We start from the raw sequence: 13,396 nt of genomic DNA on the forward strand, positions 1-13,396 counted from the left end.
TCCTCAGAGGATGCCGCGGCCGACTCCGCCGCAGACGTCGATGCTGGTTCCGGTGATGTACGAGGCGCGCGGCGACAGCAGGGTGACGATCGCGTAGGCGACCTCCTCGGCGCGGCCGAGCCGCCCGAGCGCGACGCCCCGGTCGGCGGCGAGTTCCGCCTGCCACTCCTCGTAGGGGAGGCCGCTGCCGGCGGCCGCGTGGCGGCGGGTCCACTGGCCGGTGTCGATGAGGCCGAGGCAGACGGAGTTGACGCGGATGCCGTCGCCCGCGAGCTCGGTGGCGAGGGACTTGGAGAGGTTGAGGATGCCGGCGCGTGCCGCGCTCGTCGTGATCAGCCGGGTCTCGGGCTGCTTGGCGAGGACGGCGTTGACGTTGACGATCGCGGCGGCGTCCGAGGCACGCAGGTAAGGGCGGGCGGCGGCAAGGGGGTTGAGGACGCCCGCGAACTTCAGCTCGAGTTCGTCCCGCCAGTCCTCGGCGGTCGTCTCGTCGAGCGGCTTCATACGGGACTGGCCCGCGTTGTTGACGAGTGCGTCGAGACGCCCGCCGAAGTGCGCGGCGGCGCGCCCGACGAAGTCGCGCACGGCGTCCGCGTCGCGTACGTCGCACACGCCGCGGAAGAGCCGGTCGGAGCCGGCACCGAGGTGCGCGGCCGCCCTGGCGAGCCGGTCGGCGTCGCGGCCGCAGGTGGCGACGTTGGCGCCCTCGTCGAGCAGGGCCCGGACCGTGGCCAGGCCGACACCCGAACTGCCGCCGGTGACCAGTACGGTGCGGTCGGCGAGGCCGAGGTCCATGGGAACTCCTTGCAGAAGGGGATCAGTGCATCGTGAAGCCGCCGTTGACGGCGATCACTTGGCCGGTCAGGTAGCCCGAGTCGGGGCCGAGGAGGAACGACACCGTCCCGACCAGGTCCTCGGCCTGCTGGGGCCTTGGGACGGCCCGGTTGTGCGCGTACAGCGCGTGTCGTTCGGCGGGGAGCGTCTCGGTCGCCTCGACCTCCGTCAGGCCCGGCGCCACTGCGTTGACCGTGATGTCCCGGGCGCCCAGTTCACGGGCCATCGCGCGGGTCAGCGCGATGACGGCGCCCTTCGAGGCGATGTAGTGGGCGAGCCGGGGAGAGCCGTAAAGGGCCGCGTCCGAGGCGATGTTGACGATGCGGCCGGGGCGCGCCATCAGCGGGAGCAGGTGCTTGGCGACGAGCCAGGGTCCACGTGCGTTGACCGCCATCAGCCGGTCCCACACGTCGACGTCGATGTCCTGGAAGTACCGGCCGCCCACGCCGTTGGCGAGCGCCGCGTTGTTGACCAGTCCGTGAACGGGCCCCCGGGGTGCCAGCCGGGCGGCGAGGGCCTCGACCGAGGCCGGGTCGGCGACGTCCAGGGGTACGAACTCCGCCTCGCCGCCCGCTTCTTGCACGGTCTGAGCCGTCCGCCGGCCCCACTCCTCGTTCAGCTCGGCGACGACGACCCGGTAGCCGTCCGCGCCGGCCCGGCGGGCCATGGCCTCCCCCAGGCCACGGCCCGCACCGGTGACGACGACGGTCCGCCGCGTTTCAGTCACGAGTGATGCCGTACAGCGGCGAGTACTCGGGGTAGGTCGGCACCTGCGGCTTCTGCGTGCCGATGATCACGCAGAACAGCGCGTCCGTGTCTCCCTCGTTCTTCAGCGAACGGGTCACCCCGGCCGGCACCACGATCATGTCGCGGTAGCCGAGAGTGCGGTACTCCACCTCGTCGGGGCCGCGGTGGACGCCGACGCGGACCTGTCCCTCCAGGACGAAGAATGCCTCTTCCACGTCGTGGTGGGTGTGGGCCGGGCCCTCGGCGCCGGGCGGCAGCAGCATGTTGGAGAAGGTGAAGCCGCCGGAGGGGAGGATGCGGTTGTCGTTCTCGTGGTTGCCGGTGGCGCCGGAGCCGACGTAGCGGATCTGCGCGCGCTTGTACTGCGGGCCGGCCTTCTCCTGGAAGGAGAGGGTGCCCCAGTCGGGCTCGCGGGAGTCCTTGGTGGCGATGAGGGCGTCGGTGTACTTGGCGAGGTCGCCGCCGTTGTCGTACTCGGTGGTGGTGATCGGCATGGTGGTCATCCCTTGCTGGTCCGGGAGTTGGTGACGATGTGCAGGTGGGACAGCAGCCAGGCGTTGAAGCGCCGGGGCTGTTCCTGGTTGGCCAGGTGACCGGCGTCCTTGACGATCACGTAGGCGGTCTTGCGCAGACCGCCGGCCAGGACCTGTGAGGCTTCGGGACCGGTGACACGGTCCTGGTCGCCGCACAGGACGAGGGTGGGCGCGGTGACCCGGCCGAGTTCGCCACGCAGGTCGGTGGTGGCCATGGACTCGGCCGCGTGCCCGTAGCCGGGCAGGCGGACCGCGCCGGCCATGGTCTCGACGACGCGCTGCACGAGGTCGTACGGCGCCTGCCGGGAGACCAGGCGGGGGCCCCGCTGTTCGGCGAAGGCGCGCGCCCCGAGCCGGGCGAGTTCGGGGACGCGGGCGCGCATCCCCGCGGCTTTCTCGGGACTGGTCCCGGAGCCGGGTGTGGAGTCGGCGACGGTGAGCGAGGCGACGAGGTCCGGGTGGCGGGTGGCGAGCCGCAGCGCGATCACGCCGCCCCAGGAGACGCCTAGGACGTGGGCCCGGCCGCCGTGCGCCCGGATGACCGCGGCGGCGGTGTCGGCGAAGTCGTCCAGGCTCAACTCCCGCTCGGGATCAGCCGACTTGGCGTAGCCCGGGGCGTCCCAGGCGAGCACGCGGAAGTCCCGCTCGAGCGCCTGGAGTTGGGGCGCGAAGGCGGCGGAGGACGAGCCGATGCCGTGCAGGCACAGCACGAGCGGGCCGTGGGTGCCCGCCTGCTCCAGGTGGAGTCCGGCGATGTCGTACGCGGTCACAGGATCTGTCCCGAGCGTCCGGCGAGGGCCGCGAGGGAGCGCAGCACCGCGTACGGAACGACCTGGCTGGTGGCCGGGTTGGCGGCGTCCGGCCGGTGGCGCACCTCGAAGCGGTACGAGCCCTGCGGGCCGTTCGCCTCGATGACGTGCGAGGTGTGCACGGCCGCCGGATCGGCGACGACGCTGACCCGCACCGCGTCGAGGTCCCCGACCGCGAGCGCCACGGAAGCGGCGACGTTGGTCGACCTGGGGAACTTGACCGGTACCTCGCGCGCGGTTCCCCGCATCACCTCGACGGGGCCGGTCGCCGAGCGCATCGCGGTCAGCAACTCCTCTTCCATCCAGGGCTGTTCGAGGGTGGAGGGCAGCTTGGTGGTGGTCAGCCTGATCTCGGTCAGCGGCCCCATGGCGCGCACCGCCTGGAGCAGGTCGAGTCCGCCGACCGCTCCCCCGGTGAAGTACACCCGTCCGGGGCCGGTGGCCAGCAGCTTCTTCGACAGCTCCTCGTCGGTGAGGGCTCCCGTGGACGCGACGAGGAGATCGGTGCCGGAGGCGAGGACCGTCTCGCCCCAGCCCCGCACGACCGCCTGACCGGCGGCCTCGACCATCAAGTCACAGTGTTCCAGTGCCTGTTCGACGGTCATCTGCGGTGCGGGGGCCGTGTCCCCGAGAGGCCGGTTGTCGATCACGGCGGCCAGCTCGGCGCCGGGTACGTCTCCGGCGGCGATCGCGGTGCCGACGACCCTGCCGATGGCTCCCCAGCCGATGAGGCCGACCTTGCGAACCCTGCTCATGCTGCGACTCCTTCGGCGTCGACGGGCGGGACGACGGGGCTGCCGTCGGGCGTGCCCGCCATGTGGGCGCGGATCAGCTTCGAGGGCGGACCCGCGGTGCCCCAGGTGTCGGAGAGTTCGGGCGTCCGCCGCCAGGTGCGGCAGATCCACGCGTCCTCGACGACCTGCGCGACCTCGGAGGTGTACTCGCACACCAGGCCCGTCGGGTCGGTGAAGTAGGAGAAGGTGTTGTCGCCGGGACCGTGCCGGCCCGGGCCCCACTCGGGGGTGATCCCGTGGTGCCTGAGCCGGCCGAGGCCGCGCATGAAGTGGTCGAGCGAACTCATCTCGTACGCCACGTGGTTCAGCGAGACCCACGGCGCCTGGTTGAAGGCGATGCAGTGGTGGTCGGCGTTGCAGCGCAGGAAGGCCATCTGGTGCTCGGACCAGTCCGAGACGCGCATGCCGAGCACCTCGCGGTAGAAGGCGACGGCGGCGTCGATGTCCGTGGTGTTGAGGACCGCGTGCGTGACGCCGACGGGCAGCGCCTCGTCCCGGCCGCGCGCCGCGACCGCCCAGGTGTCGGCGGAGAGCTCGATCAGTCGTCCGTCGAGGTCGTGGAAGCGCAGCCCGTAGCCGCCGCCGACCTGGTCGAGGGGGCCGGGCCCGGCGGCGAGGGCGATCCCACGCGCCTCCAGCCGGCGTGCGGCCTCGTCGACCTCGGCGGGGGTGCCGACGGCGAAGGCGAGCCGGCCCAGGCCGATGGTCTCGGAGCGGGTCAGCTGGAGCGCGTGGTGCTCCGCGCCGGTGCCGCGCAGCCAGCTCGCGCTGTGCCCGGCCTCGACGACCTCCAGGCCCCACACCTCCTCGTAGAAGCCGGCGGCCTCGGCGAAGTCCGGGGTGAGCAGCTCGACGGAGCGCAGCGCGCGCAGCCGGGCGATCGGGGGGTGGTTCATGTGGCAATCTCCCTGACAGGTGGGTCAGTTGGCCCAGGGCAGCGGTGCGGTGTCGGTGCCCCAGTACAGGGACTTCTGCCGCTGGTAGGCGCGGATGAGGTCGCGGCCCTTCTCGGTGCCGAGTCCGGAGTCCTTCATCCCGGCGAAGGGGGTGGAGATGGAGAACTGCTTGTACGTGTTGATCCAGACGGTCCCGGCCTCGATCCGCCGCCCGAGCCGCCAGGCGGCGCGCGCGTCCCGGGTCCAGATGCCGCAGGCCAGCCCGAAGTCGGAGTCGTTGGCCTGGGCGACGAGTTCGTCCTCGTCGTCGTAGCGGAGCGCGACGAGCACGGGGCCGAAGATCTCCTCCTGGCAGGTGCGTGCCGAGTTCGGAAGTCCGTCGATGACGGTCGGCAGGTAGTACGCCCCCTTCGCGTACCGCTCGCCCTCGGGCGCGGCGCCGCCGCACAACACCCGGCCGCCCTCCTCACGGGCGAGGTCGACGTGGGCGGCGACCGCGTCGCGGTGCTCGTGGTGCACGAGCGGCGCCACCTGCGTGTCGGGAGAAGTACCGGCTCCGACCCTCAACTTCCTCACGCGCTCGACGAGTTCGCCGACGAAGGAGTCGTAGAGGGAGGAATGCACGAACAGGCGCGATCCGGCGATGCAGGACTGGCCGCTGGAGGAGAAGATCCCGAACATCACGCCCGCGAGGGCCTGTTCGACATCCGCGTCCTCGCGGACGATCGTCGGTGACTTGCCGCCGAGTTCGAGCGAGGCGGGGATGAGTTTCTCGGCCGCCGCGTGCGCGATGCCGCGTCCGGTGCCGGTACCGCCGGTGAAGCCGATCCGGCCGACGAGCGGGTGTCTGACGATTGCGTCGCCCACGATGCCGCCCTTGCCCGGCAGCACGGCCAGCAGCGCGGTCGGCAGTCCTGCCTCGGCGAGCACCCGATGGACGATGCGGCCGAAGGCGAGGGAGACCAGCGGTGTCCACTCCGCGGGCTTGAGCAGGACGGCGTTCCCGGCGGCCAGGGCGGGTGCGGCCTTCTGCGCGTCGGAGGCGATCGGCGAGTTCCACGGATTGATCGCGCCGACGACGCCGATCGGCTCGTACACGCTCATCGTCACGTACGGGCCGCGGGACGGTGTCAGCGCGTCCTCCGCGGTCTCCAGCGCCGCCGCCGTGTACCGGAAGGTCCCGGCGGCGCTCAGCGCGAGGGCGCGGGTCTCACCGAGCGTCTTGCCGGTGTCGGCGGTCTGGAGCGCGGACAGTTCCTCTGCGTGCTCCTCGATGGCGTCGCCGATCCTGTACAGGACGCGGGCCCGCCGATGGGGCGCGAGGTCGCGCCACTCCGGAGCGGCGGCGGCCTCGGCCGCGGCCTGCGCGGCCTCCGTCACGTCCTCGACCGAGGCGGCGTGGACGGTGGTCAGGACCGTGCCGTCGGCCGGGTTCACGGTGTGGATGGGCAGGCCGCGACCGCGACGCCAGTGGCCCGCGATGAGGATCTCGTCGGCGGGGATGCGCGGCATGAAGACCTCCGGATGGGGGCGGTACGGGAACCTCCGCACGCACCGGGCACACAGCCCGATCGCGGTGTCGAAGCACTAGAAATCTAAGTGCTTAACTATTTCGGCCGCAAGGGGGTACCGCCTGGGAAATTTTCACGAGGTCAGGGCTAAGGCTTGCCTAACCTCGGAGGAGTACAGGTAGAACTTTAAGCGCTGAGATGTTCAGCGCCTACAAACATGGGGGCGACGGCGCAGCCCGCACGGCCCTCCCTCCCGGCCCGCCGCCCCCGTCCCCGCCCTCACAGCCGCCCGGTACCCGGCTACCGTCGTACCGTCGCGGCCCGAACCCTCCCGTGCGGTCCCGTCCCCAACCGCCGTACGGATCCGGAGGCCATCCATGACGATCGACGCACATCGCGCCGCCGCGGAGCGACCGGGCGACGCACCGGCGCTCGCGGCCGACATCGGCGCCCGCTTCGAGCGCCTGCCCCTGTGCCGCTGGCAGGTGATGGTCCGGCTCATCGTCGGCACCGCCACCTTCTTCGAGGCCTTCGACCAGCTCCTGATCGCGTACGCACTCCCCCAGCTGCGCACCGAGTGGAACCTGGACACCGGCCGCACCACCGCGCTGATGACCGTCGGCTCGGTCGGCATGCTCGTCGGCGCGCTGGTGTCGGGCCGGCTCGCCGACCGGGTCGGCCGCGTCAAGGTGATCGCGGGCTGCATCGCGCTGGCCAGCATGTGCAATCTGCTGCTGACGCTGTGCACCTCGCCCGAACCGTTCATGGCGATCCGCTTCGTGCAGGGCATGGCCATCGGCGGCGAGGTGCCCATCGCCGCCACCTTCATCGCCGAGATCACCCGGGCCCACCAGCGCGGCCGCTTCGTGCTCCTGTTCGAACTGGTCTTCCCGGCGGGCCTCACCGCGGGCGCGCTCGTCGCCTACTGGCTGGTGCCGCTGCTCGGCTGGCGCTGGATGTTCGGCCTCGCGGCCCTCCCCGCCGTCCTGTGCCTCGCCGTCGTGCGCTACGTCCCCGAGTCACCGCGCTGGCTCGCGGACCACGGCCGGCACGAGCAGGCGCTCGCCACGATGGCGTCGATCGAGGCCAAGGTCGAGAAGATCACGGGTGCCCCGCTGCCCGCCCCGGAGCCGGCACCGTCCGTCCTGCCTCCGCAGGGCAGGGGCGGTCTGCGCGAACTGCTCGGCGGCCGCTACCGCAAGCGCATGATCGTCGTCGGCCTGCTCTGGTTCACCGGCTACTTCGTCAACTACGGCATCACGTCCTGGCTGCCGACGATCTACGGGTCGCACTTCCACCTCGACCTGTCGACGGCGCTCCTCTACTCGACCGTGACGAGCTGCGCGGGTCTGCTGGGCTGTCTGGCCGTCGCCCTCACCGTCGACCGGGTCGGCCGCCGCCCGACCGTCATCTGGTGCTTCGGCGCCGCGGCCCTGTGCCTGCTCGTCCTCGGGCTGTCGGCCACGGGCACCGCCGTCGGCGTCCTGGTCTGGACGTCCCTGTCCGCGGTCTTCCTCTTCGGCTGCAACATCTGCCTCTACCTCTACACTCCGGAACTCTTCCCGACCCGGATCCGGGCGCTCGGCGCCAGCATGGGCGGGGCCATGAACCGCCTCGGCATCATCCTCGGACCGATCGTGGTGGGCGCGGTCTACGCGGGCGGCGCGATCGGCACGGTCTTCGTGACGCTGGCGGCGGTGGCCCTGGCCGGCTCGCTGACGGCCGCGGCCGGGGCGGAGGAGACCAGCGGGCGGAGCCTGGAGGACATGGCGCCCTGACGGACGCCCCGCGCTGCGACTGCGGTGCGCGGCCGGGGATGGCGGGACACCTGCGCATAGCGATAGAACCTTTCTATGGAACGCCGCCAGGTCGAATACTTCCTCGCCGTAGCCGCGCACCGCAGCTTCACCAGCGCCGCCCACAGCCTGCACGTGGCGCAGCCGTCCCTGTCGCACGCGATCCGGCTGCTGGAACGGGAGCTCGGCACCGCACTCTTCCACCGGCTCGGCCGGGGTGTGGCGCTGACGTCGGCGGGCGAGGCGTTCGTGGAGCCGGCCCGGCAGATCATGCGGGACCTGGAGACGGCCCGGTCGGTGGTGCGCACCATCGCCGGGCTGGAGGGCGGCAGGCTCGACATCGTCGCGCCGACGACGCTGGCGGCGGACCCGCTGGCCGGGCTGACCGGGGACTTCCGGAGCCGGAATCCCGCGATCGACATCGTGATCGTGGAACCCTCCGACGCGGCCGCCGTCGCGGACGTGGTGCGCACCGGCGAGTGCGAGCTGGGGCTGACCGACGTGAGATCGCGCGGCAAGGCCGTCGAGTCCCTGGAGCTGTGCCGCCAGGAGGTCCTCGTGGTGGTGCCGCGCTCCGAGCGCTTCCCGCAGGTGGGACCGGTGGCGCTCAGTGAGGTCGCCCAGCTGGACCTGGTGGCGACCGCTCCCGGGACCGCGACCCGGGCGCTGATGGACGAGGCGCTCGGCGGGCAGGGCAGGAGCCCGCGCATCGCGGTGGACACCGTGCACCAGGCGGCCGTCGTTCCGCTGGTGCTGGCCGGCGCGGGCGCGACGCTCCTGCCGCGCTCGCTCGCCGAGGACGCGGCCCGGCGTGGAGCGGTGGCGCTCCCCACCCGGCCTAGGCTGATCCGGCCGGTCTGGCTGCTGTGGCGGGGCGGGCCCCTCTCACCCGCCGCCCAGGCGTTCATCGACGTGGCCCGCGAGATGTCGGAGCAGCAGACGGGAGCGGTGCCGGCGCAGGGCAAGCGATAGACGCCTTCTATCGCTCACCATCAAAAGTTCTTCGCCTTCATCTCCGTATCTCTATTGCGCTCATGACGGCAGGGAATCCCTCCTCCCCGCTTTATGAGTCGCTTCTCCCCGGAGACATAGACGTCTTCTACCGGCCGTATTCATAATGCGTCCAGCCCGCCCCTGACCTCCTCGTTGACCGTGCACGGCACGAAATGCCACGTTTCTTGCACCCCAGAGGAGGAGCACATGAGTGAATTCGACGCCGGCCGGCATGTCCTTCCGCGACCCGATGCGCACCGGCAGCCGGCCACCGCGATGGACGTCCACGACCAGGCGGTCCCCTTCACGCCGATCGGCCCGGTGCCACCGCCCGAGAACGCTCCGAACGTGGTGATCGTGCTCGTCGACGACCTCGGCTTCGGTACCTCCAGCGCGTTCGGCGGCCCGTGCGAGATGCCGGCGGCGGAGCGGCTGGCCGGCGAGGGACTGCGCTACACCCGCTTCCATGTGACGGCCCTGTGCTCGCCCACCCGGCAGGCCCTGCTGACCGGACGCAACCACCACTCCGTCGGCATGGGCGGCACCACGGAGATGACCACGGCGGCCCCCGGGTACAACGGCTTCCGGCCGCGCAGCGCGGCCACCATGGCCCAGATCCTCCAGGGCAACGGCTACAGCACGGCCGCCTTCGGCAAGTGGCACCAGACCCCGCCGCGGGAGATCAGCGCGGTGGGCCCGTTCGACCGCTGGCCCACCGGGGAGGGGTTCGACACCTTCTACGGGTTCATGGGCGCCGAGATGAACCACTGGTACCCGTTGCTGTACCAGGGCACCACGCCCGTCGAGCCGGACCGCCGGCCCGAGGACGGCTACCACCTGTCCGAGGACCTCGTGGACCACGCCATCGACTGGGTGCGCACCCAGCGGACGCTGACGCCGGACCGGCCCTTCTTCACCTACCTCGCACTCGGTGCCGCGCACGCCCCGCTGCACGTGGACCGCGCCTGGCAGGAGAAGTACCGCGGCCGCTTCGACCACGGCTGGGACCGCCAGCGGGAGCTGACCCTGGAGCGGCAGAAGGAACTCGGCGTCGTACCGCCGGAGACGGAACTCGCCCCCTGGGCGGAGGGCGTCCCGCACTGGGACGAACTCACCGACAACCAGCGCCGGTTGTCGGCCCGGTTCATGGAGACGTTCGCCGGATTCACCGAGCACGCCGACGTCCAGGTGGACCGGTTCCTCGACGCGCTGCAGGAACTCGGCGAGCTGGACAACACCCTCATCCTCTACATCCTGGGCGACAACGGCGCCTCGGGCGAGGGCGGCATCGAGGGCACGATCGTCGAACACCGGCTGGGCCACGGCATCGTGGACGACCCGGACGAGATGATCGACCACATCGACGAGATCGGCGGCCCGCTCAGCTATCCGATCGCCCCCGCGGGCTGGGCACTTGCGCTCAACACCCCCTACCAGTGGACCAAGCAGGTCGCCTCGCACTTCGGCGGCACCCGCGACGGCATGATCCTGCACTGGCCGCGCGGCGTCGCCGAACGCGGCGGTCTGCGCCACCAGTTCTCGCACGTGATCGACGTCCTGCCGACGATCCTGGACTGCGCGGGAATCCCGGCGCCGTTCAGCGTGGACGGGGTGCCGCAGCAGCCCATCGAGGGCGCGAGCATGCGGCACACGCTCGCCGACGCCGGGGCTCCCGAGCACCGCCGTACCCAGTACTTCGAGATGTGCGGCAACCGCGGTATCTACCACGACGGCTGGATGGCCGTCACCCGGCACGGCATCCCCTGGGAGATGGTGCCGGACAGGGACCGGAGATTCGCCGACGACGTCTGGGAACTGTACGACCTGAGCCGGGACTGGAGCCAGGCCCGCGACCTCGCCGCCGAACTGCCGGACAGACTGAGGGCGTTGCAGGACCTGTTCCTGATCGAGGCGGCGAAGTACCAGGTCTTCCCGCTGGACGACCGGGTCACCGAGCGGGAGAACCCGGCGATGGCGGGCCGCATCGACCTGCTGGGCGACCGCACGTCGGTCACCTACCGCGGCGGGATGCGGCGCTTCACCGAGGAGACCACGCCCAACGTCAAGAACCGCTCCCACGGCATCACCGCCCATGTCGACCTTCCGGGGACGCCGGCCGAGGGCGTGATCATCGCGCAGGGCGGACGGTTCGGCGGCTGGACCCTGTACTTCCGCGACGGCAGGCCGGCGTACGCCTACAACTACTTCGGCATGAACCTGTACACCGTGCGCGGCGACCGGCCCCTGGCGGCGGGACGGCACGAGATCCGGCTCGAGTTCGACTACGACGGCGGAGGGCTCGGCAAGGGCGGGACCGCCACGCTCCTGGTCGACGGCGAGAAGCACGGGACCGGACGCGTCGAGCGGACCATCCCGTACTACTTCTCCTTCGACGAGACGCTCGACGTCGGAGTGGACCTGAGCACCCCGGTGACCGAGGACTATCCCGTCCTCGACAACGAGTTCAACGGGACCATCCACACGGTGCGCGTCGACCTGGCCGCGGGTGCCGCGCACTCCGAGGAGTTCGACGGCGGACTGCACCGTCGCGTCATGGGGGCGCAGTGAACTGCTGTGCGCCGTCCGGCGGTACGGGCGCGGAGCGAGGCGCGCCCGTACCGTCCGCCCGCCACCGGGCGACGACGGAGGGCATGGTGGCCGTCCCCGCCGGCGATTTCCTGATGGGCAGTCAGGACGCGCTGTCCTATCCGGCCGACGGGGAGGGCCCGGTGCGCACGGCGTTCGTCGACTCCTTCTGGATCGACGCCCGTACGGTGACCACCGCGCAGTTCGGGCGCTTCGCCGCCGACACCGGGTACCGGACCTCCGCCGAGCGGATCGGCTGGTCGTTCGTCTTCGCCGGGCGGCTCCCGGACGACTTCCCGCCGACCCGGGGTGTGGCGGCCGCGCCCTGGTGGCGGCAGGTGGAGGGCGCCGACTGGCGCCGTCCCGACGGCCCGCACTCCACCTGGGAGGACCGGCCCGACCACCCGGTCGTCCACGTCGACTGGGAGGACGCCCGCGCCTACTGCGCGTGGACCGGCAAGCGGCTGCCCACCGAGGCGGAATGGGAGCGCGCCGCCCGAGGGGGCCTGCACGCCAAGGTGTACCCCTGGGGCGACGAGTTCGAGCCGGGCGGGCGCCCCCGGATGAACGTGTGGCACGGGGACTTCCCCCACCGGCATCCGACGGCGGATGGCTGGTACGGCACCTGCCCGGTCGACGCCTACGAGCCGAACGGCTTCGGCCTCTACAACACGACCGGCAACGTCTGGGAGTGGTGTGCCGACCGGTTCTCGCCGGGCGCCGACGAGCGGGTCACCAAGGGCGGTTCCTATCTGTGCCACGCCTCCTACTGCCGCCGCTACCGGGTCGCCGCACGCCAGGGCCTCTTCCCTGACTCGGCGACCGGCAACGTCGGATTCCGCTGCGCCCTGGACCCGGCCTGACGCCGTGGCCGGGGCGCAGCCGGCCCCGGCACCTCGGCGGCCGGGCGTCACGAGCCCAGCCAGGCCCTCACCTTGCCGGGGTTCGCCTCGACCCACTTCTTCGCCGCCGCCTCCGGTGACATCTTGTCCACGGCGATGTACTTGGCGACGGTGTTCTGGTCGGTGTTGGTCCACCTGAACTTCCTGACCAGGTCGTAGGCCGGGCTGCCCGACTTGGCGAAGCGGGTGCTGACGATCTTGTCGAGGTCGAACACCGGGTAGTCGCAGGCGACCTTCGCCGGATCGACGTCGCAACCCGCCGTGTGGCGGGGCAGGTTGACGTGGACCAGCGGCACCTCCGAGAAGAACCACTGCGGCTCGTAGAAGTAGCCGATCATCCACTTCTTGTTCTTCTCGGCGTCCCGGAAGCCCTGGATCAGGGCGGTCTCGCTGCCCGCGTACACCACCTTGAAGTTGAGCTTCAGGTTCTTCGCCAGCGCGGCGTCGTTGGTCTGGTACGACGGGTCGCCGTCGAGCAGCTGGCCCTGGCTGCCCGACTCGGAGGTCTTGAAGTGCGACGCGTACTTGTTGAGATTCTTCCAGTTCACGATGTCCGGGTACTTCTTCGCGATCCACGGCGGGATGTACCAGCCGATGATGCCCTTGTTGCCGGTGGCACCGAGGTCGACGGCGGATTTCTGCTGGTCGATGTACTTCTTCTTCAGGTCGTCGTGACCCCAGTTCTCGAGAATGGCGTCGACCTCGCCCGTCTCGAACCCCTGCCACCCGATCTCGGCCTTCAGGTCCTTCTTCACGACCTTGCAGCCGATCTCGTGCTCGGCGACGTACCCGACGACCGCCGCGTCGGCCGCGTAGCCCACCCACGGGTTGACCGCGAGGCTGAACGTGCGGCACCTGCCCGAACTCCCGCCCGCGGCGGCGGAGTCGTCGCCGACCTTCGCCCCGCCGCAGGCGGTCAGGGCGAGACCGAGTACGGCCGTCCCCGCCACGCCGGAACGCCAATGCCTAGCTCGCAGTGCCATGTTCCTGCTCCT

General features: G+C 71.3%; 12 protein-coding genes. 4 read left to right on the forward strand and 8 right to left on the reverse strand.

Features of this window, described 5'->3' with window-relative positions; genetic code table 11:
• Positions 1–3 precede the first annotated feature (3 nt).
• Genes ACFU97_RS21680 through ACFU97_RS21710 form a run of 7 tightly spaced genes read right to left on the reverse strand, consistent with a single transcriptional unit; the run spans position 4 to position 6,125 of the window.
• Entirely contained in the window at positions 4–795 is a 792-nt protein-coding gene (locus ACFU97_RS21680) for an SDR family oxidoreductase (RefSeq protein ID WP_384258846.1), read from the reverse strand.
• Between the two features lie 22 nt (positions 796–817).
• Positions 818–1,561 carry an SDR family oxidoreductase gene (locus ACFU97_RS21685; protein ID WP_384258849.1) on the reverse strand — a complete coding sequence of 248 codons (744 nt, stop codon included), beginning with the start codon at positions 1,559–1,561 and terminating at the stop codon, positions 818–820.
• Positions 1,554–2,075, reverse strand: coding sequence for a cupin domain-containing protein (locus tag ACFU97_RS21690; RefSeq protein WP_384258851.1), 522 nt, complete (start codon positions 2,073–2,075; stop codon positions 1,554–1,556). The genes ACFU97_RS21685 and ACFU97_RS21690 overlap by 8 nt, the downstream gene beginning before the upstream one ends.
• Positions 2,076–2,080: 5 nt before the next feature.
• Positions 2,081–2,884, reverse strand: a complete 804-nt coding sequence (locus ACFU97_RS21695) for an alpha/beta fold hydrolase (RefSeq protein WP_384258853.1) — start codon at positions 2,882–2,884, stop codon at positions 2,081–2,083.
• Complete coding sequence (locus ACFU97_RS21700; protein WP_384258856.1) at positions 2,881–3,678, reverse strand: aspartate dehydrogenase domain-containing protein; 798 nt, start codon at positions 3,676–3,678, stop codon at positions 2,881–2,883. Before ACFU97_RS21700 ends, ACFU97_RS21695 begins: the two co-directional genes overlap by 4 nt.
• The gene (locus ACFU97_RS21705; RefSeq protein ID WP_384258858.1) at positions 3,675–4,613 is read right to left on the reverse strand and encodes a VOC family protein; all 939 of its coding nucleotides are present in this window, start codon (positions 4,611–4,613) and stop codon (positions 3,675–3,677) included. Before ACFU97_RS21705 ends, ACFU97_RS21700 begins: the two co-directional genes overlap by 4 nt.
• 24 nt (positions 4,614–4,637) lie before the next feature.
• Entirely contained in the window at positions 4,638–6,125 is a 1,488-nt protein-coding gene (locus ACFU97_RS21710) for an aldehyde dehydrogenase family protein (protein ID WP_384258860.1), read from the reverse strand.
• 376 nt (positions 6,126–6,501) lie between these two features.
• Here ACFU97_RS21710 and ACFU97_RS21715 point away from each other — a divergent pair, with 376 nt between their 5' ends.
• The 4 genes from ACFU97_RS21715 (at position 6,502) to ACFU97_RS21730 (ending at position 12,362) form a co-directional block, all read left to right on the forward strand.
• Positions 6,502–7,902 (forward strand): MFS transporter, encoded by a 1,401-nt coding sequence (locus ACFU97_RS21715; RefSeq protein WP_384258863.1) that lies wholly within the window; start codon positions 6,502–6,504, stop codon positions 7,900–7,902.
• A 75-nt stretch (positions 7,903–7,977) separates the two neighbouring features.
• Positions 7,978–8,892, forward strand: coding sequence for a LysR family transcriptional regulator (locus ACFU97_RS21720; RefSeq protein ID WP_384258865.1), 915 nt, complete (start codon positions 7,978–7,980; stop codon positions 8,890–8,892).
• A gap of 228 nt (positions 8,893–9,120) precedes the next feature.
• Positions 9,121–11,481 (forward strand): arylsulfatase, encoded by a 2,361-nt coding sequence (locus ACFU97_RS21725; RefSeq protein WP_384258868.1) that lies wholly within the window; start codon positions 9,121–9,123, stop codon positions 11,479–11,481.
• Between the two features lie 83 nt (positions 11,482–11,564).
• Positions 11,565–12,362 (forward strand): formylglycine-generating enzyme family protein, encoded by a 798-nt coding sequence (locus ACFU97_RS21730; protein ID WP_384258870.1) that lies wholly within the window; start codon positions 11,565–11,567, stop codon positions 12,360–12,362.
• Between the two features lie 47 nt (positions 12,363–12,409).
• On the opposite strand, the gene ACFU97_RS21735 is transcribed toward ACFU97_RS21730, so the two are convergent.
• Entirely contained in the window at positions 12,410–13,384 is a 975-nt protein-coding gene (locus ACFU97_RS21735) for an ABC transporter substrate-binding protein (protein ID WP_384258872.1), read from the reverse strand.
• Positions 13,385–13,396 lie beyond the last annotated feature (12 nt).

It is taken from the genome of Streptomyces sp. NPDC057616 (assembly GCF_042800575.1).
GTDB lineage: Bacteria > Actinomycetota > Actinomycetes > Streptomycetales > Streptomycetaceae > Streptomyces.